We start from the raw sequence: 22,979 nt of genomic DNA, 5'->3' as shown, positions 1-22,979 counted from the left end.
CGAGCCTGGGCGATGGCTTGGGGAAGCGCAAGGACCCAGTCAATCCGCCAGCCGCAAATCCATCACCTCATGCACGATTCCACCTGGACCACTCCTGCGTGCCGGGGCCGTGCGAAACGCGGAGCGAGCGTGAGACAGAAGGAATGTTGCATTCCCGCGTCACACGCCGGGGATGAGAAAAGCGGAAGACTTGTATGCAAGACGCGCAAAGTTTACAAAAAGGACCGGTCGGATTGCATCGTTGACTTCCCCAACGCGCGCACGCCGATGACGACCAAGAAGACTCAAGTTTCGACCAGGCTAGGCCGAAGGGGGATTTTCCCCGTGGAGTCGTACGACTGGTACTGGATTTGCGAATAGATCTTTTCGCAACGAGAAACCAACGGGCCGTTCGATCAGGGACCGATCGAATTACCTCGTTCTCGCATCGGTCTGCTCCTTGTTTTTGCTTCACTCTGTTTTTCAGCTCGGGCGGGTTTTCGACGCTGGACGTGGTATATATAGAAGAACGGCATTGAAGCGGTGCCAAAGGAAAGGCGACCGTCCCCGGGGTGGCTTTCGGCTCCCTTGGGCGCGGTGTCGAACGAACGCCTGGGATGGCTAGGTTCGGGCGGAAGCCCGAGGTCGTTCGACGCAGTGACCGAGGATTCTCACGAAACATTCCCAATGTTCGTCGCGGTTAGGAGGGGTCCCTTTCCCATGAATTTTCTCTCACGCTTCCTCGAGCGGGTGTTGCGTACCAACACGAGCCGTATGCCTCGAACCAGCTTCGACGACCTCAGCCAAGATCAGCTTGATGCTCATCTCAGCGTAGGACGATACGGGAACTTCGCGCTGACCGATGCGGTGCGCCCCTCATTCGGTCTTGAGGTGATTCCTCGCGAAGGATATCGCCGCGATGTTTATTGCGATCCCGAGACGGGCAATAAGATGCCGGTCCTCGCCGCCTCGGTTTCCTCCGAGCGGCTCTTTGATGTTTTGATGGATCTGCTCGATCCCTTGGGGGACGAGGTGGACGTCGTCATGGAATCTAGCCATGAGAGCGAGCCCGGAGCGCACGCCGACCTCTACCGTGAGCACATGGATACGGTCATCTTGAAGAGCACGCTCTATGACTATGAGCCGCTCTTGCTCCATGACGGTTGCACGGGCTTGGCCGCGCTCAATCCCAACGGTCCGATGGAAGTGCAGTTCGACGAGCACAAACTGCTCTTCGTCTATGCCAACGACCTCGAGCCGTTCGAGGCGATCCTCCTCGACCACGGCTTGCGTCGTGACGACAGCTTGAAGTTCATCTCCGAGGCCGAGCACCTGCACTCGACGGACGACGTCTACCGCGATCAGTTTGACGAGCTCCGCTACCGCTTGGGAATCGACCACTAAGCTAAGAAGCTAAGTCTCAGCGAAGACGAAGCGACCCAAATCACGTTTACGTTCATTGGGTTCGGCCCCTCCGATGCACCCTTGATGAGCACCCCGCGGGGCGGGGCCTCGGTTTTCCGAGGCCTCGCCCCGCTGAGCTTTGGTCGCGCTGTTTGACCGCTCAATGCCGCGTTGCGTACCATTGGATTCACTCCGGGCTCGCGTCCCGGAGCCACGCCTTTTCGGATCACGTTGAGGTCTGCCGGAATGACGAGGCTGGTGACTCCGCGATGCCGGTTTGGTCTGTTCGTTCTCCTGACAAGCACGGTGGGCTGCACCGGGAGCTCGAACACACCCACGGCCCCTGAGCAGCCGTTCAAGGGCGTCACGATCGTCGCCGCGGCGATCGGAGACCCTGGCATCCTCCCGACCCTGACAGCCCAGCGCGGCGAGTGGTCCGCAAACCGAGGGGCCGAGGTTACGATTCGGGAGAAACCGGTCGATCCCCGGTCGGAAGGGGTCGACGTCTTTCTTTTCCGCGGCGACCGCTTGGGTGAACTGGTCGATCTCGGCCTCCTGGCCGACTTACCCGAGGCGGTCACCCGCCCCCCCGCGCCCTCCGTCAGGCCCGAGCCCGGGCAAGCCGAGGTGCCGCCGGGAGAGCGGCCCGCCGACCCGCTCCAGTTCGCCGACTTGCTCCCGGCTTATCGTGACCAGGTCATCAAGTACGGTGGCGTGAGGTTGGGCCTTCCTTACGGCGGTTCGGCCCTGGTGCTGGCGTATCACCGCGACGCCTTCGAGAGCGAGACCAACCGGGCGGCGGCGAAGGAAGCTGGGATCGAGTTGAAGCTCCCCGAGACCTGGGAACAGTTCGACGCCCTGGCCAAGTTCTTTCACGGTCGTGACTGGGGTCAAGACGGCAAGCCTCGGTCCGGTGTCGCGCTCGCACTCGGCCCCGATCCGGAAGGGGTGGGAGATGCCACCTACCTGGCACGCGCCGCCAGCCTGGGGCAGCACCACGACCAGTATTCGTTCCTCTTCGACGCCGACTCGATGGCTCCCCGCATCGACTCGCCGCCGTTCGTCGAGGCCCTCCGGGGTCTGACAGCGTTGAAGGCTTACGGGCCTCCCACCAGCGAGGCGTTCGATATCAAGGCCGCGCGGCAGGCGTTCGGCGGTCGTGAGGCAGCGATGATGATCGATCGCGCCGAGGACGCCGCGAGTTGGGGGGACGGCAAGTCGATCGGTGTGGCCCGTTTGCCCGGCTCGGAGCGCGTGTTCAATCCGGACCGCAACCAGTTCGAGCCGGCCTCGCCCCCCAATCGGCCCAGTTATCTGCCCTATGGGGGCGGCTGGCTGGTGGCCATCAGCGCCGCGGCGAAGGGTCCGAAACGCGAGGCGGCGCTCGACTTCGCCAAGTATCTCATCAGCCCCGAAATCGCCAGCCGGGTCCGTGCCGACCCCGACTTCCCGATGCTGGCGGTTCGACCCGCTCTGCTCAGCCAGGGACCGCCCGACTCGAGGGCGAGCCTCGGTGTCGATGCGCGCCAGTGGTCCGATGCGGTCATCCAGACCCTTGCCGACTCCCGGGTGATCCCAGGACTTCGGATCCCCGACGCCGAAGGCTACCTCGCCGACCTCGCCAAGGGCCGGGCCGCGGTAGTTCGGGGCGAACCGGCCGAAACCGCGTTGCAAGCGGTCGCCAGCGCATGGACCGAACGGACCAAGCAGCGTGGGGTCAAGCGTCAGCTCTGGCACTATCGCCGTAGCCTCAATAGTGCCCTGGCCACCGCGCCCAAGCCTCCCGCGCCCGCACCCGCCCCCTGAGCCACAGCTTTCGACGAGACCTCGGATGGACGAGCCTGACGACGACGCGACTCCCACGATCGGCGGCAACGCCGAGATCAATCAGTTGATCGGCCTGTTCGACCTTCCTGCCTTCGCCAGGCGTGGGCAGGATCTCGAATACGCGATCAAACGAACGCATGAACGCTGCCAACGCGAACGGAGCGCGATGCTCGACATGGTTCGTGTCCGCCTCCGCCAGTGGTCCAGCGCGGTCACCGGTCCCGAATCGAGCGTGGCGGTCTTCGCCGCGCCCCTCGATTCGCTCTGGCCCCTGAGTGGCGCGGAAGCCCCCACCTGGGCCCGCCAATCCGCCCCTCCCCGGCGTCAGCGAACCATCGCGCTCGACCTGATCGCCAGCGCGGTCCGGTTCAACCGCCGCTGGACTCGATTCCTCGACGAGCTCGGCGTCGATCACGTCAACCGCCTCATCGACCAGTACAACCGCTATTACCTCCTGGAGAAGGAGTGCTGTCTCGGCTCCTCCCGGCTCGCCGCGCGGTTTTTCACGCCTCAGACCGAGATTACCCGAGACAGCTTGCTCGAAACGTACCCGCTGTTGCCCGTCCCGGAACTCAAGGCCTAGCTATTCCGACGACCCGGTTTCTCCCTCGCTCGTCACCAAATCCGGGTGCGACGAAGGGACCACGAGGATGGGAACATAACGGTACAGGACGAGATACAACCCATATCCGAGCAACCCCCCCAGGGTGTTCAGAAGCAGGTCGTCGACATCGGCGATCCGTCGTCCCGAACCGTACTGGATCGTCTCGATCAGTAGGCTCAGCGCGGCGGAAAGGCACCCGACTCGCCAGACACTGGTCCGTCCCCGTCTGACGACCGGCCAGAGGAGCCCCAGCGGCATAAAGGCCCCGAGATTCCCCACAACGTTCACCAACATCGGCCAGCCCCCAACGGCGAGGAACTCGGCCGTGGTTCGCAACGGATGAAGCTGGAGCCGATTCTCCCAGGAGAGAGGAGCGACGGAGTGGGGTGACAAGGTCAGCCAGCCGAGCAGACCACCATAAGCGGTGAGAAGCAGGGCCGAGACGGCGCTTCGCAAGGCATCGACCTCCCGGAAACTCTCCGAAACCGCGCACGCAACGGAGTGGAGTCAACGACCACCTCTTAAACCGAGCCGCGCTCACAGCGCGGTGGAGTAAGCGATTGGGTTGCGCTCGGTATCTCGGAACGTCAATCGGTAACCGCTGACTCCAGTTGCGCTGCGTGCGCGGCTCGGTTCAAGCGAGGATCTCCGGCCGTTGGGCTTCCCATCGGACGATTTTCGTCAGCCTCCGTGCGGCGTTTGTTCCCGGTTTTGCGAGGAACGCTGGTTTCTTCCCTCGCCGTTCGCCCAGGGCCGTTCGCCGGGATGCGAAGGTCCATCCATCCCCATGCCGCCGTGCGGCCAAAGCCGGGTTCGAATCGCGGCACGCAGGCGACCTTCATCGAGCGGTGCGTCCCCCCCCTCGCCGGATTCCTTGACAAACTGGGCGGCCGCAAAGGCCGCCTCGTCCGCGCTCAGGAAGCGATCACTATTGAGATCAGCCGCTTCGAAAATCCGACTGGCGATTAACGAAGAACGGATCCCACCCATTCCGGGGGGTGGAAAATGCGGTCCCGCCATGATCGCGTCTCGCCCCGACGCTCTCCCACCAATGAACTTGGACCGAATGAACGCCCCGGCCACGGTCATCGCAACCAGGTTGGAGCCGAGCGCTAAGCAAATGATCAAAGTCGAAGTGTCGCTCACCTTCCGACGGATCAGGTGAAACAGGCCGGAGAGCCCAAGAGCGAGCACCAGAGCCATAAAAACACCGCCGATCAACTCCTCCGGCGTCCGATCCAAAATCACGTCAACAATTGAACTCACCTGCGGATTCATGGGATCCTCTCCCGGTCTCAGAAGGTCGGCGCGATGACCGAACAGGACGGCGATGCGCGGAGGTGATACAAAAAAGCCTGGATGTGAAACCGCTCAAAAACGCACTCCCTTTTCTGAAGGTTAACCTCAGCGACTCCTTCGACGCAACGGATCAGTATGGCGATCAAACGTGAAGTTGCTGATGGTCAGCCCCCGCGGTCCCCTCCCGATGCCGACGGCTCGGGCCGTTCCAGCAATTCCCCGCTGCTGGGAGCGTGCCTGAGCAAGTGCACCGAGTCGAGACCCGCCGACGACGGAAAAGGGTGCATGGGAAGCGGATCCGTTGTGTACAATCCTCACCGTACGGCGTTTTTTTTGCCGCGAGAGGTCGGGGTGCCCCCAGCCGAGACAGACAAGGAGCGTTTCATGCCGGTGCTCGATCGGGAGGAATACATCGAGCAGGCCTATTTTTTTCACGCGTTTCGTGAGCGCGTGCTCGACGGCTTGCCGTCGCAGGACGTCCTCTCACGCATCAGCGAGGAACTCCTCTCGACCACCCGCCTTCCGTTAGCGGTCTCCTACCTCGCCACCGAGATCAAGACGATCGGACTCATGGCGCCGGCCATGGTGCGGATCGGCCATTACTTCACCCCGTTCCAGACCCACGTCATCGCGGAGGCTGAGCACGATACCAGCCGGTTCCCGATGGACCAGGCGCTGCTGATTCTGGAGCGCGAGGCCCGCTATAAGGCCGACGGACCGACCCTTTCGGGTCTGTTCGTCTATCAGTTCGAGGCGATGTCACGGAACCGCCTGGGCTATGGCAAGGGCCTCGAAGCCATCGCCGCCGATCCGTTTTTCACCGAAGACTGGCACGACTACATCCTCTTGCTTCGCGCACGCCTGGGCGACGTCGATTTTGCCGACCTGATTTTCGTCCGTTCCGCCTTCTACGTAACAGAACAGAAGCGACGAAACCCCGGTTTCGAGCCGAAATTCCCGATCCTGTTCGGCGAAAAGGAAGGGAAAATCGCCCGCGCCAACCGAGGCCGCGACCCGCTTTACCTGTTCTCGGCCCTGCAACGGCAACTGAACTACCCCGAAGTGCCCCGCCCCCGACGCCCCGACGAGGCCGAAGCGCGGATCGCCCTGCTCGAACAGCGCGTCGCGCTGCTCGAGAACCGCCTCAAGTCGGCCGAGTCCGATATCCACAACGAGATCGACCTCGCCCAACTCCGCGTCAAGCCCGAGGACACCGCCGGGCCCCCCGCCGGCTGGGGCAAACATGAACCGACGTGACGGTCGATCACCACTTGAGGCCCAAAGGATCACCCCGTGATACACCGAGGATTCACCAGCGCGGCCAAGGCCTTAACATCCCGGCTCTCGTCTCGTTCCGTGGCCGCGTTCCTGCTTCCCATCGGCCTTTGCTGCAGCTTGCCCTGCGTCGCCGCCGACCCTCGCCCCCTTCCTCAATTCGAGCGGATCGTCATCGACGACCAGTTCCCGGGTGCCTACCAGGTCGAGGTCGCCGACGTCAACGGCGACGGCAAGCCCGACGTCGTCGCCCTCGGCGGCGGCACCTGCGCCTGGTATGAGAACCCAACCTGGAAGAAGCGGATCGTCACGAACCCCCAGCAAACCCCCGGAATCATCAGCACCGCCACGGCCGACCTCGACGGCGACGGTAAAGCCGAGATCGCCATCGCCTACGAGTTCGCCATGAATCAACCCGCCAAGGGCAAGCTCTTGCTAGCGCACCCTGGCAAAGGACTCGACGACCCCTGGACGCTCGTGCCGGTCGCCGATATTCCGAGCATCCATCGGCTTCGTTGGATGCATTCCGAGGCTCATATTGGCAAGACTTCGGCTTCCTTCGGCTCACGTCCTGCCGGTCAAGACCGCGAAAAAGACATGCGAGTGGTGAAGTGGACCGAACTGGTTGTCGCGCCTCTCTTCGGCCCCTCGGCCAAGCCCCCCACCTTCGCCGAGGAGCCGGCTCACTTGGTCCTCTTTCCTGTAGAATTGCCTAAGGACCAGGAGAGAACAGGCGGCGTCGGAGGCGGAGCCGGTCTGACTTCAAAGAGCGTCGATCCAAAGCCGCGTCTCGCCCATCCGGTGACGAGTGATCAGGGACATCAGTTGCCTCGGGAGATCGGCAAAGCTCCCGTCCTTCATGCGATCGACGTGGTCGATCTCATGGCGAACGGAATCTACGTCGTTCTCGGAGCAAGCAATCTCGGGGTGACCATGCACTCTGTTTTTGCCTATAGCGGTGCGGCCCTCTACAGAACCGAAACTCTCGTCCCGGGCGCGCCTGGCGACGCCCCCAAGCAAGGAGCGAGCGAGATCCACGTCGGTCGGCTCAAGGACGGCCGCAGGTTCCTGGCGACGGTCGAGCCCTGGCACGGAACCGATGTGGCCATCTACCTATCCGAACCAACAGAACCGTTCATCTCACCGAAGTTCGGCCCCCGAACCGTGATCGACTCGACCCTCAAAGATGGCCACGCCCTCTGGGTGGCCGACGTGGATGGTGACGGCGACGACGAGGTCTTCGCCGGCTATCGCGGCCAGGGCACGAGCCTGCTCGGCTATGACTTCGACGGCAAAACCTGGAACCGCACTGTCATCGACACCGCCATCGCCGCCCAAGACCTTCGCGGCGGCGACATTGACGGTGACGGCACTCCCGACATCGTCGCCGTCGGCGGTTCCACTCACAACGTCGTCTGGTACCGGCCCAAGAAGGATTAAGCAAGAATCACTTGCTTTACCGAGGTGAGCATGAGTATTTCCCACGCCACGACCGCGGATGAACTCTGGAAACTGCCGAACACCGGAGTTCGACTTGAACTGGTGAGAGGAGAGCTAAGATCCATGTCACCAGCGGGAAGCGAGCATGGATCGATCATCGCCGAAATCACGGGTTCGCTCCAGCCATTCGTAAAGTCTCATCAACTCGGCAAAGTCTTCGGGGCGGAAACCGGATTCAAGCTTTCGACCGACCCTGACACGGTGCGGGCCCCCGACGTCGCATTCATCCGCCGTGAGCGGATCCCGAAAACCGGTCTCCCGAAGGCCTTCTGGCCCGGCGCTCCTGACCTGGCCATCGAGGTCGTTTCTCCGAACGACACCGTTGAGGAAGTCGACGAGAAGGTCGCCGACTGGTTCAAAGCCGGGGCGCTGGCGGTCTGGATCGTGAAGCCAAAGACGCAGACCGTCACGGTCTTCAGCGCCCCCAATGTCGTGGTCGTTCTCACGGGCGACGACGAAATCGACGGGGGTGAACTGCTGCCCGGATTTCGCTATCGCGTTTCTGACGTGTTCGCCCCCTGAACCTCAAGAGAATTCGCAGAAACCGAGATTGAAACCGGGCTTCGCCGCATTATCTGAGCGGGCAGAGCCTTCTCACACGGAGTGTCAGCGGCCATGGCGAACGGACTCGGCGGCGCGGTCCTCCCGCAGATTCAGCGGATCTTCCACGCCGGAACCCTCGCCGGCTTGACCGACGGACAACTCCTCGAGCGGTTCGCCGCCCGAAACGACCAAGCCGCCTTCGAGGCCTTGCTCGCCCGCTATGGCCCGCTCGTCCTGACCGTCTGCCGCAATCTGCTCCGCGACCGCGACGACGTCGAGGACGCGTTTCAGGCGACCCTCCTCGTCCTCGTCCGCAAGGCGGGGACGATCCAGCTCGAGGCTTCGCTCGGACCCTGGATCTACTCGGTCGCCTATCGCGTGGCGATCCGGGCCCGGGCAAACCGAACCCTCCGAATCAGGCGGGAAAACGCCGTGGCGGACTTGCCCCCTCAGGCCCCCGCCGGAGACCTCGACGGCCACGATGTGGCACCACTGCTCCATGACGAGCTCGCGCGGCTCCCCGAGCGGCTCCGCGCCCCGATCGTCCTCTGTTATTTCCAGGGCCTGACCCACGAATTGGCCGCGGCACAGCTCGGCTGGCCGGTCGGCACCGTGCGGAGCCGGATGGCGCGAGCGCGCCGGCTGCTCCGTGAGCGATTGACACGCAAGGGCGTCGCCCTCTCCGCCGGGTTCTTGGTCGCGGCCTCGCGACAGACCACGGCGGCGATGATTCCCCGCATTTTGTCAGAAGAGACGATTCAAGCCGCGATCCGGATCGCGGCCGGTCGAGCGGCGATATCGGGGGCTCTCTCGGCCCCGGTGGCCGCGCTGATGGAAGGAGTCCTGAGCGCGATGTGGTTATCCAAACTGAAAGCCGCCACGGCAGTCGCCCTCTTACCAGGATTCGTTCTGGCAAGTCTGGTTGCTCTTGCCGCCCAACCCCCGAGCAACGAGGCTGGCCCAGCGACACCCGCCAACTTACGGCAAACGGAGCAGGCCGACTCCGATCGTGACAAGTCGCCACCGAAACTCGTGCTCAACGCCGACACCAGTACGCCATCCATCCTCGGCCTAGAAGCGCTTCTCGCTCGATGGGAGAAGAATGGTGGAGCACGTACCCTCAACGTCACGTTTTCCCGGACTGACAAATCCCCGAAAAGGTATAAAGAAACGTATGAGGGGAAATTTCTGATGAAGTCTCCCGACCATTCGTTCATCGCGACCGATCAGGTCAAAGGGCAATCCAAACTTCCTCACGAGAGCCTGATGCGAAGTGGCGAGCGCCTCTATCAATACAGGCACTCATCAAAGCAGGTTCTGGTTGTCGACAAACCAAGAGGCATGAAGGATGGGCCGCGAGAATCGCTCGTGATGCTCGGCGTCAGAGCCTGGCTCAATGCTCGTCTGGCAGACACCCTCTCCACTTTCTTGAGCGATGAGAGCTTCCCTTTCCTATTCTCCATGCATGTCGCCGAAATCAAGCGAGATTTCACGATCAAGTTGCTCGAAGAAACGGCAAACTCCGCCGTGATAAGATTCACACCACGGAATCCGACAAAAGACAACTGGATCCAGCACGTTTTTGTTGACTTTGACAAGATCCAGTCTCTTCCCCGGGTCGTCGTCATCATCGAGCCCGAGACTAGAACCACCAAAACATTCCGATTTCTTTCCGTCACTCGCGACGGCCCCGTGGACGACTCTCACTTCGAGTTCAAGCCCTTGGAAGGATGGAAAGTCATCAAGAAAGATGATGAGGTTAATCGCGATGAGCAGGGACTCATGAGAAATGCAGTGGACGCCTTCAGTCAGTGGGGCGGAATCCATTCCTGGGCCGAGGTCTCGACGCGAGTTCTCTACTCCCTGGAATCACTCGGAGCGGTAAGGAGGTAGCGTCCATGCAATGTTCCCAACGCGGATCGTTCTTTGTTACAGTAAATCAAGGGAGAACAGCACCTGTTCCGGCCCGCCTCGGACCGACGAGCCCGATCTGATGACGCCAACCACAGGCCTGACTGCCGTGCTCCCGATCGCTCACGAGAACCGGCACGCGCCGGCCCACCACGACTTGCAACCTCAATTGGACTCTCGCAAGGTGCCTCGCCCCCGACGAGGCCTAAGCGTGCGGATCGCACGGCTCGAGAACCGCCTCAAGTCGGCCGAGTCCGATATCCACAACGAGATCGACCTCGCCCAACTCCGCGTCAAGCCCGAGGATACCGCCGGGCCTCCCGCCGGCTGGGGCAAACATGAACTGACGTGACGGTCGATCACCACTTGAGGCCCAAAGGATCACCCTGTGAAACACCTTGGATTCACCAGCGCGGCCAAGGCCTTAACATCCCGGCTCTCGTCTCGTTCCGTGGCCGCGTTCCTGCTTCCGATCGGCCTTTGCTGCAGCTTGCCCTGCATTGCCGCCGACCCTCGCCCCCTTCCTCAATTCGAGCGGATCGTCATCGACGACCACTTCCCGGGTGCCTACCAGGTCGAGGTCACCGACAACAACGGTGACGGCACCCCCGACATCGTCGCCGTCGGTGGTTCCACTCACAACGTCGTTTGGTATCGGCCCAAGAAGGATTAAGCAAACACGAATTGCTTTGACCGAGGTAAGCATGAGCATTTCCCACGCCACGACCGCGGATGAACTCTGGAAAATGCCGAACACCGGAGCTCGACTTGAACTGGTGAGAGGAGAACTAAGATCCATGTCACCGGCGGGCTTCGAACACGGATTCATCATCATGAGGATTGCTCGCCCTCTCGACCAGTTCGTGACGGACCATCAACTCGGCGTCGTCGTCGGGGCAGAGACCGGCTTCAAGATCGCGACCGACCCCGACACGGTGCTTGCCCCCGACATCGCGTTCGTTCGCCGCGAGCGGCTCCCACAAACCGGCCTCCCCAAAGCCTTCTGGCCAGGCGCTCCCGACCTGGCGGTCGAAGTCGTCTCGCCAGGTGACACGGTCGAAGAGGTCGACGAAAAAGTGGCGGACTGGCTTGGTGCGGGCACCAAGGCCGTCTGGATCGTGAAACCGAGAACTCGGTCCGTCACGGTGTACCACAGCCCTAGCGCATTCACCGTTTTTACGGCCGACGAGGAATTCGACGGCGGCGAATTGCTCCCCGGATTCCGCTGCCGGGTCGGCGACTGGTTTCCGCAATGAGCGAAAGTCAGAAATATCGAGATTGAAACCGGGCTTCGCCGCATTATCTTAAGTGGGCAGAGCCTTCTCACACGGAGTGTCAGCGGCCATGGCGAACGGACTCGGCGGCGCGGTCCTCCCCCAGATTCAGCGGATCTTCCACGGCGGAACCCTCGCCGGCTTGACCGACGGACAACTCCTCGAGCGGTTCGCCACCCGAAACGACCAAGCCGCCTTCGAGGCCTTGCTCGCCCGCTACGGCCCGCTTGTGCTGACCGTCTGCCGCAACCTGCTCCGCGACCGCGACGACGTCGAGGACGCGTTTCAGGCGACCCTCCTCGTCCTCGTCCGCAAGGCGGGGGCGATCCAGCTCGAGGCTTCACTCGGCCCCTGGATCTACTCGGTCGCTTATCGTGTGGCGATCCGGGCTCGGGCGAACCGAACCCTCCGAATCAGGCGGGAAAACGCCATGGCGGACCTGGATCCTCAGGCCCCCGCCGGAGACCTCGACGGCCACGATGTTGCACCGCTGCTCCATGACGAGCTTGCGCGGCTCCCCGAGCGGCTCCGCGCCCCGATCGTCCTCTGTTATTTCCAGGGCCTGACCCACGAATTGGCCGCGGAACAGCTCCGCTGGCCGGTCGGCACCGTGAGAAGCCGGATGGCTCGGGCCCGCCGGTTGCTGCGAGACCGATTGACGCGCAAGGGCGTCGCCCTCTCCACCGGGTTCTTGATCGGGGCCTCGCGCCAAACCACGGCGGCGACGATTCCCCGCATTTTGTCCGAAGAGACAATTCAAGCCGCGATGCGGATCGCGGCCGGTCGAGCGGCGCTAACGGGGGTCCTCTCGGCCCCGGTGGCCGCGCTGATGGAAGGAGTCCTGAGCGCTATGGGGTTGACCAAGATGAAAACCGCTGTCGCAGTGGCGATCATGGCCGGGTTCGTGATGACCGGTGTCGTGGCTCTCGCCGTCCAAGCACCGGACGACACGCCTGGCGAGACCGTTCCGGCTAAGCCCCCGCAGGCTGACCAGGTCGAATCCACCACTCGCGAGTCGCATTCGAGAACCTACCCAAAGACCTACTACGTCGGCGACCTGGTCGGCCTCTCCACCGTCACTGCAAACGGGGAAGAAAAGGCTCCCCCTTCGGGCGATCGGCCCAAAGCCGACTTTGAGCCCGTGATCGAACTTCTCACATCATCCGTCGCCCCTGGTAGTTGGAGGATTGGGAATCAAGACTTGTTGGGCGCGAATGGAAGGCCGCTCAACAAAACAGGACCGATCGGATCGGTCACTCCCTTCTTTCTGAGCGTCACTCTCATCATCCGTCACACCGATGAGGTCCACGCCGAGATCGCAGACAGGCTCCGCCAACTTCGTCAGATCACGAGCCGACAACATCCCGACCCCAATACGAAAACGAGCTTGCAAACGGGCCTCACAGAGAAGGAGTTTGACGAAAGGCTGGGAAAGTTATCAGGAGTGTTACAGCCCGCAGAGCGAGCCAACGCACCTGCACCACCAGTCGCCAAGCACTCTCGGGTGCAGCAACTGATCAAGGAACTGGAGAAAGAAATGAACCAACTCGTTCACGAACACGCCTTGTTGCAGGCTAAAGCGAAAATGACTGGCGGCGCTCCCGATTAAGCACTATCGGCAATTCCTGATCGCGCGGCGGTGATCCACCTTGATCGTCGCGCGGACCTCATGATTAGAATGGGAGACGGCAAAGACTCGTCGCGGGTCCTTGCCGTCTCCCGTTTGAATTCACGAAAGATCAACGAGCCCAGACTGATGGCGCCCACCGCAGACCTGACCGCCGTGCTCCTGATCGCTCACGGGAGCCGGCACGCGCCGGCCAATGATGACTTGCATCAGCTCGCGGCCCGGTTCATCGAGCGGGGCGATCACCCGATCGTGGAACCCTGCTTCCTCGAGCTCGCCGCGCCCGATATCCTCAAGGGCGGCGGACGGTGCGTGGCCCAAGGTGCGACTCGGGTCCTGATGATCCCCTACTTCCTCTCGGCGGGCGTCCACTTGCTGCGCGACCTGACCGCTGCGCGCGACAGCTTGAGGCAAGCCCACCCCGGTGTCGAGTTCCGACTCGGCCCCGCCCTGGGGCCCGATCCACTCCTGGAACAACTTGTCGCCGAACGAATTGCCCGGCTCGACAGCGACGACGAGGCCCCCGCTTTCGCCTCATCCGATGATCTGGCAAAGCTTTACGCGCCGATGGATCATCACGAGGGTTCGGAAGGCCTCACGGTAATGGCCTCTCTTGACACAAATCGACCGAAGGACTAGCGTGCGTCGGCCGATTTTCTCCATGGATGGAGAACCGCCTCGGGTACGGTCCGGGGCCTCAAAGGAGTGAAGGCGATGAGTCTCTCGATTGAGTCCTTGAGTGTCCCCGCCCTCGACCTGAAGGCGCAGTATCAGACGATTCGCGACGAGATCGATCGAGCGGTCCGCGACGTGATCGAGAGTCAGTATTTCATCCTCGGTCCCGAAGTCTCCAACCTCGAAGCCGAGGTCGCCCAGTACTGCGAGTCCGAGCACGGGATCGGTTGCGCCTCTGGGTCCGACGCCCTCCTGCTGCCCTTGATGGCGCTGGAAGTCGGCCCCGGCGATGAAGTGGTGACCACCCCTTACTCGTTCTTCGCGACCGCCGGGGCGATCTGGCGCACCGGGGCCAAGCCCGTTTTCGTCGACATCGACCCGGAGTCGTACAACATCGACCCGGCCCTGATCGAAGCGGCGATCACGCCCCGGACCAAGGCGATCATTCCGGTCCACCTCTACGGCCAGACGGCCGACATGGACACGATCAACGCCATCGCCAAGAAGCATGGACTGGCGGTCGTCGAGGACGCGGCCCAGGCCATCGGCGCCTCGTACAAGGGGCGACGCACCGGCGGACTCGGCACGGCCGCCGCGTTCAGCTTCTACCCGTCCAAGAACCTCGGCGGGTTCGGTGATGCCGGGATGGTCACAACCGACGACCCCGAGCTTGCCAAGCGGATCGCCCGACTCCGGGTTCACGGCATGGAGCCGAAGTACCACCACCATGAGGTCGGCTTCAACTCCCGGCTCGACGCCCTTCAAGCCGCCGTGCTCCGGGTCAAGCTCCGCCACCTCGACGCCTGGACCGAAGCACGACGCACGGTCGCGGGACGCTACCAAAATCTTTTCGAGGGCCAGAAGTCGACCCGCGAGATCGGCCTGCCCACCGAGTCGACCGACCGGTTCCACGTCTACAACCAGTTCGTGATCCGGGTCCCCTCGGCCGTACGTGACTCGCTCCGCGAGCAACTGGCCGCGCGTCGGATCGGCACCGAGATCTACTACCCGGTCCCGCTCCACTTGCAGACCTGCTTCGCCGCACTCGGCCATACCCCGGGCGACTTCCCCCACTCGGAAGCCGCCGCGAACGAGACCCTGGCCCTGCCGATGTATCCGGAACTGGCCGAGGAGGCCCAACGCCACGTCGTCGAGTCGATCGGCCAGATCTTCGAGGAACGGGCGAAGTCCTCGAAGAAGGGAAGCGGACGAGCCGCCTGAACCAGGCGGAGCAAAGCGAGCCGACCACGGAAGTTCGCTGGGTGCCACGGGTTCCGTACTCGGAACCCGTGTGGAAACCACCCTGGCCTGTTGTGACACACGGGTTCCGAGTACGGAACCCGTCGCACCCGGAGCCGCCGCATGGCCCGGAACGAGGGAGCCGGGTTTCCGTGGGACGCACTCGTAAGCTGAAGTTCGAAACAACCGTTCCAGACGCACCGCAAGCCACGGCAAGTCCCGACCTTGACCCGGTTTGGGTCGCACGAATCCGTGAGCGGCTCGTGGCCTGGTACGCGGAGGCGCAACGCCCGTTGCCCTGGCGAGCCGATCGGGACCCCTACCGCGTCCTGGTCTCGGAGATGATGCTGGTCCAGACCACGGTCACCGCCGTGATCCCCTACTTCGAGCGGTTCCTCAACCAGTTCCCCACAATCGAGGCCCTCGCCGCCGCGGACGAAACCGAGGTGCTCAAGGCCTGGGAAGGGCTGGGCTACTACCGCCGCGCCCGTCAACTTCACGCGGCCGCCCGCGCCGTGGTGACCGAGCATGGTGGAGCGTTCCCCACGACCCCAGAGGCGATCCGGGCCTTGCCGGGAGTCGGTCGGTACATCGCCGGGGCGATCCAGTCGTTTGCCTTCGATCAACCGGCTCCGATCGTCGAGGCCAACACCCAGCGCGTGCTGGCACGCTGGCTGGCCTGGCGCGAAGACCTCAAATCGAGCCGCACCCAGGCCCGGCTCTGGGAAACCGCCGAACGACTCGTCCCCCCCGAGGGAGCCGGCGTCTTCAACCAGGCCTTCATGGAACTCGGCGCCCTTCTCTGTACTCCACGCTCCCCAAGTTGCCTTGTCTGCCCAGTCGCCGCCGAATGCGGCGCTCGGGTCCTGGGGATTCAGGATCAAGTGCCGACGACCACGCCCAAGCCGCCGCCACTGGAGGTGGCGGAAGCTTGCGGTCTGATCGCCCGGGGCGGTCGGGTCCTGATCGTCCAGCGCGGTCCCGGCCGGCTCTGGGAGCACTTCTGGGAATTTCCGACGATCCACCTCACTGGTGTGGATCCCGCGGGGCGGTCGTTTGCCGACGCGGTGGATCTGGCGGAGGGAATCCAGCGCTTAACGGGTGTCCGCGTTCGCATGGGGCCGGTCGTGCAGACCGTCCGATTCAGTGTGACCAAGCATCGGGTTCAGCTCGACGCGTCCACCGGGGTCGGGCTGAGCGAAACGTTGAAGCCAGGGCCGGGTTTGGTCCGAGCGATCTGGGAAAAGCCCGAGAATCTGCCAAGCTATCCGTTTGGAGCGGCGAGCCGGCGTCTCGTCGCCTGGGTGGCCAAACACGAGGCGAAATTCCCGGATTTCGAGTCGGACGACTGACACAAGCCGACCGTCGCGGAGTATCCGCAACAGCGTCGCGTTCGCGTCTCGATTCCATCCGGCGGCCTTGCTCGGAGCGAAATCGTACTCTAGAATGGGTCAGTTGGCGGATGACGAGGGTGCTCTTGATCTCTTCAAGAGACGGGTGGAATGGATTGTATCGAGGCGGCCGTTGTAGGATTGGGCCGCCGCAGGACGCGGCTACGTCGACGGCCCACTTCTCAACCGCAATGATGCCGCGGGATTAGGACGCTCCACCGCAAGATTGAAGCGGACCCAAACTCACCGCCCGGCCGCTTTTGCGCCGGCAGGGCGTCTCCCCCAACGGGGGGCGAAAGGGATTATGCATGCCATCGGGTAAGGACATTACGGGTGGTGGGTCGTCGGGCGGAGGCGGAAAGCGCGGGGGGGGCGGCGGCAGTGCTCCGACGAGCACGACCGGTGGCAACAAGAAAAACGCGTATTGCTCGTTCTGCCGTAAGAGCTATCGCGACGTCGGTCCCCTCGTCGAAGGCCCCGGCGACGTCTACATCTGCGGCGAATGTATCGAGCTCTGCCAGTCGATCCTCGACCAGGAGCGACGACGACGAGGGGTCCCCAAAACCCTCTTCACCGACATTCCGACCCCGCGTGAGATCAAGGAACAGCTCGACGCCTACGTCATCGATCAGGACCGCGCCAAGAAGGTCCTCTCGGTGGCCGTTCACAACCATTACAAACGGTTGGTGCATGGCGAAGACGCCGACAGCTCGATCGAAATCGACAAGTCGAACATCCTCCTGATGGGCCCGACCGGGTGCGGCAAGACCCTCCTGGCGCGCACCCTCGCCCGGATCCTCAACGTTCCCTTCGCCATCGGCGATGCAACCACGCTGACCGAAGCCGGTTACGTGGGTGAGGACGTCGAGAACATCCTCCTGAAACTGCTCCATGCCGCCGACTTCGATCTGGAGAGTGCCCAGCGCGGGATTATCTACATCGACGAAATCGACAAGATCGGCAAGACGAACCACAACGTCTCGATCACCCGTGACGTCTCGGGCGAGGGGGTGCAGCAGGCCCTCCTCAAGATGCTCGAGGGGACGGTGGCCAACGTGCCGCCCCAAGGCGGTCGCAAACACCCCGAGCAGCAGTACATCCAGCTCGACACGACGAACATCCTGTTCATCTGCGGCGGGACCTTCGTCGGCCTGGACAACCTGATCGCCCGCCGGGTCGGCCGCAAGACCATCGGCTTCGGGAGCCAGTCCGAGGCCGAGCACAACGTTGAGCTCGGATCGTTGCTCGACAAGGTGACGTCGGACGACATCCTCGAGTTCGGCATGATCCCCGAGTTCGTCGGCCGCCTCCCGGTGGTCTGCCCGCTCATGCCCCTGGATGTCGACGCCCTGGTCCAGATCATGACCGAGCCCCGCAACGCCTTGGTCAAGCAGTACCGCAAGCTCTTCGAGATGGAAGGGGCCGACCTCGAGTTCACCCCCGAGGCCCTGATCGAGATCGCCAAGAAGGCCAAGGCCAAAGACACGGGCGCCCGCGGTCTGCGGTCGATCGTCGAAGAGATCATGCTCGAGATCATGTACGAGCTGCCCGATCGCTCCGCCAAGGAGAAGGGGCGGTTCGTGGTGACCCCCGAGGTCGTCCGCAAGGAAAAGAACCTCTTCGACACGCCGCCGCTCCCGCTGACCCCCGCCAAGTCGGCTTCGGAGCGCAAGAAAGAAAGCGCCTGAGCCTCAGCCAGCACCGGTAACAAAGACCACGACGATCCGTGCGAGCCCTTCGCCGGATCGTCGTGGCGTTTTCGGCTCGGCCCAAACTGATCGACGGAGGGCGACTGTTCCCATCGCCCTCCGCCGCAATCGACGGTTCGTCTTAGGAGTGGGCCTGGGTCACCGGGGTGCGTGCCATCGCGCGGAGGACGTCGAGGCCGCGTGCCAACGTCGTGTCGTCGACGGCGTATGAGATCCGGAAGTGCGTGTCGCGCTTGCTGAAGACGTTGCCGGGGATGATGAGCACGTTGCGGCGGATCGCCTCGGCGACGAACTCGGTCGCGGTTCCCCACGGGGCACGCGGGAACGCGTAGAACGCGCCTTCGGGGCAGGCGAGCTCAAAACCTTCGGAGAGGGCCGCCACCACGGTGTCGCGCTTCTTGCGATAGGCCTCGACCCGGTCATTGAGATCCTGGTCGAGCGCAACGACTCCGGCGTACTGAACCAGGCTCGGAGCGCAGACGAAGCTGAACTGCTGAAGCTTGGCCATCTCCTGGATCACGTGGGCCGGGCCATGTGCGAAGCCGAGTCGCCAACCGGTCATGCCGTGGGCCTTGCTGAAGCCGTCGACGACCAGCACTTCGTCGTTCCAGGTTGCGGGGGTCGCGAACGAGCCGTCGTAACAGAAAGCGCGATAGACCTCATCACTGATCAGCAGGACCCCGCGCTCGCGGCAGAGCTTGGCAAGCGCCTCCATCTCTTCGGCCGTGGCGACCGCGCCGGTCGGATTGGCCGGTGAGTTGACCACGATGCACTTGGTCCGCCCCGTGATCGCGGCGGCAACCTTCTCGACGTCGATCCGGAAGTCGGGGTAGGTGTCGACCAGGACCGTCGTCCCGCCGGCGAGTGCCACGAGGTTGCCGTACATGACGAAATAGGGGTCGAAGACGATCACTTCGTCCCCGGGGTTGACGACGGATGAAAGCGCCAGCAACAACGCACCCGAGGTGCCCGAGGTGACGATCACCTGCCGGTCCGGATGGTGGAACTCGGCATCGACCGCGGTCTGCAGTTTGCCGCGGAGCTCGGGGATCCCCTGGGTGACCGTATAGGCGTTGCGGCCTTGCTCGATCGCCTCGATCACGGCCGCCTTGACGGGGGTGTCGACATCGAAGTCGGGGAGGCCGATCGAGAGGTTGATCGGGTCCTTCATGGACTTCGACATGTCGAACGCCTTGCGGATCCCCGAGGCTTCGATCTGTTTCATCCGGTCGGCGATCCAGGCGTCGTTCACGTGGGCGGCTCCGCCTCGAGGCAAAGGAAGGGGTTCGGTGGTCAAGGGACATCGGGAGAAGAATTATAACGCGCAGGGCCAGAGGTCGTGAGGGGCCTCACGTTGCCAAGACCGGGAGCCTTCGCGTACCTTAGAGCGATCGACCTCGGAAGAAGGTTCGCTGCAATGCTCCGCTGAGTGGCAAAATGCTTCGCTACTTCCTCGTTCTTGCCGTCACCGATGGCTCCCTCCTGATCGCCAGCTTCGTCCTTGGTCTGCTAGCCAGCGGCGAGCCGCGCGGGCCGGGTTCGATCTGGCGCGGAATTCACTTGCTGTTCGCCTTGTTCACCACCATGGCGACGCTCGGTGTCCATTCGATCGCCTACACCTACTTCCTGGCCACCGGAAAGTGGGCCAAGGAGGTGGTGCGAGTCTACCAGCTCCCCGATTGGATCAACGACCAGGCGAAGAAGAATAAGCGGAAGGCGTTTCGCTTCGAGTTCTGGAGCATGAGCCTGATCGCAATTACCGCCTGGCTCGGCGCCGCGGCAGACACGCAGGGGCTAAATCCGCTCTGGCACCTGGGAATCGCCGCAGCGACCATCGCCTTCAACCTCGGGGCCTTTGCCGTCATCTACGCGGTGATCGTCGCCCAAGCCCGGCTCCTTCTGGAAGTGAAGGCCCGGGCCGATCAGATGCGCGAGGCCCGCTATGGGCCCGATTCAACGAATGTCGCCGCGGAAGTGGCGTCGGGGGAGGACCGCCGCTAATGTCTCCGCTTGGTGTCGTGATCACGATCGTCCTGATCGATCTGCTCGGTTTCAGCATCGTCATGCCTCTGCTGGCGCCCTTCGCCAAGCAATACGGGTTCTCGGGCGGTCAGATCGGCCTCCTGTTCGCCGCTTATCCGATGTGCCAACTCGTGGCCGGTCCGATCCTCGGCCGCCTCAGCGACCGCTACGGCCGTCGACCCGTCCTGATCGTCAGTCAGGCGGGCACAGCGCTCTCGTTCTTGATCCTCGGTCTCTCGTCGAACTTCACGGTGATGCTCCTGGCTCGGATGCTCGACGGCGCCTCCGGCGGCAACATCCTCGTCGCGCAAGCCTACGTGGCCGACGTCACGAAACCGGAGAACCGGGCACGCGGGATGGGCCTGATCGGCATGGCGTTCGGCCTCGGCTTCGTGCTGGGACCACTGATGGGAGGCCTCCTACTCGAGTTGCCCGTCGATCCGGCCTGGCGGCTGAGGATCCCGTTCCTGGTGGCGGCCGCCTTCTCGACGCTCGCCTGGGTGCTCGTCTTCACCCGCCTCCCCGAGTCGCTCCCTCAGGACACCAAGGCCCGCCAAGCCGCACGGGTGGTGAGCTGGCGAGGGATCGTCGACACCATGACGATTCCCGGTGTGGGCCGGCTCGTGGTCCTCGGATCTCTAGTCGTCCTCGCCTTCGCCGCGCTCGAAGGGACGTTCAGCCTCTTCCTCCGGGACCGCTTCCATTGGGAAGCGCGCGGAGCGGCCTTTGGCTTCTCGTACCTCGGACTCGTCAGCGCCCTCGTGCAAGGCGGGTTCATCCGTCGCCTGGTCCCCAAGTACGGTGAAGCCCGACTGATCCTCGTCGGCGTGGCCACGGTGGGACTCGGATTCGTCGGCCTCGCACTCTCCGAAAGCATCCCCGTGCTGCTGGGAGCGACCCTGATCGTCGGGGTCGGCCAAGGCCTGGCCAGCCCGACCGTGACCGGCTTACTCTCCCGATTCACCCCCGATCGAGAACAAGGGGCCGTCTTCGGCGTCCTCTCGTCGGCTCAGACCCTGGCGCGAATGGCGAATTACGTCGTCGCCAATCTCCTGCTGGCGCGAAGCGGCCCGGCCGCTCCGTTCTGGGAGGCCGCCGCCATCAGCGCGGTGGCGCTCCTGCTGGCCCTGACCGTCGCCCGAACCCATCGGCCCAACCGAGAGCTCGACGAACCCTTGGCCGTCGGCAGCGAGCAAGCAGACGAGCGAGGAGCCTAGTTCTACTGTATCCGCTAGGTTCTCAGCTGCGTCTTCAACGGCGGTAAGACCTTACGCGACCAGTGGTGATACAACCGAGCCGACTCGTTGCGTTGCGACCAGCGCGTGCTGCGGCGGCTTTGTACCTCGACTTGGTTGACCTTGAGGTGCTCCTCGATCGCTGCGGCGAGCAGTTGTCGGAGCTGCGGTAAACTCAGCGCGGCGGTCCGGATTTTTTCCCCGCCGCGTCTCCTGATTCAGGAACCACGCGGCGAGGAGGGCCAAGGTTTGGTGACGATGCCAGGCAGTCCAGGTCCGCACCTGGTAGTCGCCCAAGCCGGCCTCTCCCTTCGCTCGCTTGAAGCACTCCTCGATTCGATGGGCCGCCTTGGTTACGCGGGCCAGTTCCTTCAGAGGGGTCGTAGGATCGGCATTTGATAAATAATAATCATGCTTGAATTTTCCGTCCGACTGCTTCTCACGAGTAATGAACATGAGCTCTTCCGGCCCTGTCCCATTGGTCGGTGTTCGCGCCCGGACTCGACACTTCACAACCTCGACGACCAGAGGACCCTTTTCCCCGTCGCGGACCTCGATCGTCGTCCAGGCCGACTCCGCCAAGGTCTCTCGCCAGTGGTCGATTCGCCGAAACGGAGTCCAAGGGGCCGGTCCCCGGCCCCCCCGTTCCGACGGAGGCGCTTCGAGGTCGCGGATCAAGGTGTTGCAGGGGACCGCCAACAGATACCGTTCGTTCCGACTCCTTAATTTCAAGCGAAATGGCGAGGGACGCCCCATCTCGTCGTCCCCCGCCACCCACGTGTGCGGCAACAACGGGCCATGTTGATCCAGCATCTCCAACGCCAGATCGTGGCGTGTCTGGAACTGAATCTTTCGAGGGACCCCGGCCGCGTTACAACGCTTCCGATCCTTCGTCCACTCCTCAGGAAGATAAAGACGCGTGTCGACAAGAGCATGTTCGCGTGCTGATGCGTAGCCCATATAGATGGCCACCTGGCAATTCTCCTTCTTGCCGACTCGGCCACACCATTGCCGCATCACGCCCACCGACTTGGTCCCCTTCTTGACGAAGCCAGAGGGGTCGAAGACGATCACACCGTCGGGTTCGCCCAGTTCGTTGCCGACCTGCTTGGCAAGCGTCCGCAGCAGAGGTGAATGATCCCAGGGACTCAGGCCGATGAATTTCTGGAGGGCTTGTCGCTCCTGGTCATGCAAGTAGGCGATTCCCTCGCCCGTCTTGTGCTCGAGCTTCGAGATCAGTCCGGTCAAGTATTCCACGGTATGTCGTCGTTGCTCCTCGCTGGCCATGGAGGCCGCGTAAGGAACGACGAAGGTCTCCAGACGCGACAGAAAGCCCTCCACCAGGTTCGGGGGGACATCCGCCTGAGCCAGCATCTCTCTCAATCGGGTGTGGAATCGCGGGTCCATCGCAGGCCTCGCTCGTTGAAGCACCCATATCAGAAGTGAGTATCTTAAAAGAGTTTAA

At 63.1% G+C, this 22,979-nt stretch carries 21 protein-coding genes; 17 read left to right on the top strand and 4 right to left on the bottom strand.

The features are described from left to right. Positions 1 to 699: 699 nt before the first annotated feature. From BUS42_RS28230 to BUS42_RS28220, 3 genes are all read left to right on the top strand, one after another. The gene (locus BUS42_RS28230) at positions 700 to 1,383 is read left to right on the top strand and encodes a hypothetical protein (RefSeq protein WP_074312604.1); all 684 of its coding nucleotides are present in this window, start codon (positions 700 to 702) and stop codon (positions 1,381 to 1,383) included. A gap of 246 nt (positions 1,384 to 1,629) precedes the next feature. Beyond that, positions 1,630 to 3,189 carry an ABC transporter substrate-binding protein gene (locus tag BUS42_RS28225; RefSeq protein ID WP_074312602.1) on the top strand — a complete coding sequence of 520 codons (1,560 nt, stop codon included), beginning with the start codon at positions 1,630 to 1,632 and terminating at the stop codon, positions 3,187 to 3,189. Positions 3,190 to 3,214: 25 nt separating this feature from the next. After that, positions 3,215 to 3,793 (top strand): hypothetical protein, encoded by a 579-nt coding sequence (locus BUS42_RS28220; RefSeq protein ID WP_074312600.1) that lies wholly within the window; start codon positions 3,215 to 3,217, stop codon positions 3,791 to 3,793. Here the strand turns inward: BUS42_RS28220 and BUS42_RS28215 are convergent, their stop codons facing one another. Then, entirely contained in the window at positions 3,794 to 4,270 is a 477-nt protein-coding gene (locus tag BUS42_RS28215) for a VanZ family protein (protein WP_074312598.1), read from the bottom strand. Between the two features lie 225 nt (positions 4,271 to 4,495). After that, positions 4,496 to 5,092, bottom strand: a complete 597-nt coding sequence (locus tag BUS42_RS28210; protein WP_074312596.1) for a hypothetical protein — start codon at positions 5,090 to 5,092, stop codon at positions 4,496 to 4,498. A gap of 405 nt (positions 5,093 to 5,497) precedes the next feature. On the opposite strand from BUS42_RS28210, the gene BUS42_RS28205 reads away from it, so the two are divergent. The 12 genes from BUS42_RS28205 to clpX all read left to right on the top strand — a co-directional run bounded on the left by BUS42_RS28205 (position 5,498) and on the right by clpX (position 18,236). Further along, entirely contained in the window at positions 5,498 to 6,370 is an 873-nt protein-coding gene (locus BUS42_RS28205) for a hypothetical protein (protein WP_074312594.1), read from the top strand. Positions 6,371 to 6,406: 36 nt separating this feature from the next. Next, positions 6,407 to 7,828, top strand: coding sequence for an FG-GAP repeat domain-containing protein (locus BUS42_RS28200; RefSeq protein ID WP_074312592.1), 1,422 nt, complete (start codon positions 6,407 to 6,409; stop codon positions 7,826 to 7,828). A gap of 30 nt (positions 7,829 to 7,858) precedes the next feature. Next, positions 7,859 to 8,410, top strand: a complete 552-nt coding sequence (locus BUS42_RS28195; RefSeq protein ID WP_074312590.1) for a Uma2 family endonuclease — start codon at positions 7,859 to 7,861, stop codon at positions 8,408 to 8,410. 93 nt (positions 8,411 to 8,503) lie between these two features. After that, positions 8,504 to 10,324, top strand: a complete 1,821-nt coding sequence (locus tag BUS42_RS28190) for a sigma-70 family RNA polymerase sigma factor (RefSeq protein WP_074312588.1) — start codon at positions 8,504 to 8,506, stop codon at positions 10,322 to 10,324. A 100-nt stretch (positions 10,325 to 10,424) separates the two neighbouring features. Next, positions 10,425 to 10,694 carry a hypothetical protein gene (locus BUS42_RS28185; RefSeq protein WP_074312586.1) on the top strand — a complete coding sequence of 90 codons (270 nt, stop codon included), beginning with the start codon at positions 10,425 to 10,427 and terminating at the stop codon, positions 10,692 to 10,694. A gap of 36 nt (positions 10,695 to 10,730) precedes the next feature. Beyond that, positions 10,731 to 11,015: a hypothetical protein gene (locus BUS42_RS28180; protein WP_074312584.1), complete on the top strand. Its 285-nt coding sequence runs from the start codon at positions 10,731 to 10,733 to the stop codon at positions 11,013 to 11,015. A 31-nt stretch (positions 11,016 to 11,046) separates the two neighbouring features. Continuing rightward, positions 11,047 to 11,598: a Uma2 family endonuclease gene (locus BUS42_RS28175; RefSeq protein ID WP_074312582.1), complete on the top strand. Its 552-nt coding sequence runs from the start codon at positions 11,047 to 11,049 to the stop codon at positions 11,596 to 11,598. A gap of 88 nt (positions 11,599 to 11,686) precedes the next feature. Next, positions 11,687 to 13,225, top strand: coding sequence for an RNA polymerase sigma factor (locus BUS42_RS28170; RefSeq protein WP_074312580.1), 1,539 nt, complete (start codon positions 11,687 to 11,689; stop codon positions 13,223 to 13,225). A 147-nt stretch (positions 13,226 to 13,372) separates the two neighbouring features. Continuing rightward, positions 13,373 to 13,882: a sirohydrochlorin chelatase gene (locus BUS42_RS28165; RefSeq protein ID WP_074315422.1), complete on the top strand. Its 510-nt coding sequence runs from the start codon at positions 13,373 to 13,375 to the stop codon at positions 13,880 to 13,882. Positions 13,883 to 13,957: 75 nt separating this feature from the next. Next, a complete protein-coding gene (locus BUS42_RS28160; protein ID WP_074312578.1) occupies positions 13,958 to 15,139 on the top strand; it encodes a DegT/DnrJ/EryC1/StrS family aminotransferase in 1,182 nt (393 codons plus the stop codon). Positions 15,140 to 15,309: 170 nt separating this feature from the next. Further along, a complete protein-coding gene (gene mutY / locus BUS42_RS28155; protein ID WP_074312576.1) occupies positions 15,310 to 16,509 on the top strand; it encodes an A/G-specific adenine glycosylase in 1,200 nt (399 codons plus the stop codon). Between the two features lie 347 nt (positions 16,510 to 16,856). Continuing rightward, the gene (gene clpX / locus BUS42_RS28150; RefSeq protein WP_074312574.1) at positions 16,857 to 18,236 is read left to right on the top strand and encodes an ATP-dependent Clp protease ATP-binding subunit ClpX; all 1,380 of its coding nucleotides are present in this window, start codon (positions 16,857 to 16,859) and stop codon (positions 18,234 to 18,236) included. Positions 18,237 to 18,378: 142 nt separating this feature from the next. Here the strand turns inward: clpX and BUS42_RS28145 are convergent, their stop codons facing one another. Beyond that, positions 18,379 to 19,509, bottom strand: coding sequence for a pyridoxal phosphate-dependent aminotransferase (locus BUS42_RS28145; protein ID WP_074312572.1), 1,131 nt, complete (start codon positions 19,507 to 19,509; stop codon positions 18,379 to 18,381). A 185-nt stretch (positions 19,510 to 19,694) separates the two neighbouring features. Here BUS42_RS28145 and BUS42_RS28140 point away from each other — a divergent pair, with 185 nt between their 5' ends. Then, a complete protein-coding gene (locus BUS42_RS28140; RefSeq protein ID WP_074312570.1) occupies positions 19,695 to 20,258 on the top strand; it encodes a hypothetical protein in 564 nt (187 codons plus the stop codon). After that, on the top strand, positions 20,258 to 21,496 hold the full coding sequence (locus tag BUS42_RS28135; protein ID WP_074312568.1) for an MFS transporter: 1,239 nt from the start codon (positions 20,258 to 20,260) through the stop codon (positions 21,494 to 21,496). Before BUS42_RS28140 ends, BUS42_RS28135 begins: the two co-directional genes overlap by 1 nt. A 51-nt stretch (positions 21,497 to 21,547) precedes the next feature. Here the strand turns inward: BUS42_RS28135 and BUS42_RS28130 are convergent, their stop codons facing one another. Next, positions 21,548 to 22,921 carry an IS701 family transposase gene (locus tag BUS42_RS28130; protein ID WP_074312566.1) on the bottom strand — a complete coding sequence of 458 codons (1,374 nt, stop codon included), beginning with the start codon at positions 22,919 to 22,921 and terminating at the stop codon, positions 21,548 to 21,550. Positions 22,922 to 22,979: the final 58 nt, after the last annotated feature.

The sequence above is a fragment of the Singulisphaera sp. GP187 genome, assembly GCF_900129635.1.
Taxonomy (GTDB): Bacteria; Planctomycetota; Planctomycetia; order Isosphaerales; family Isosphaeraceae; genus Singulisphaera.
The sequence above is the reverse complement of the archived record's forward strand: the minus strand, read 5'-3'. Positions and strand labels throughout refer to the sequence as shown.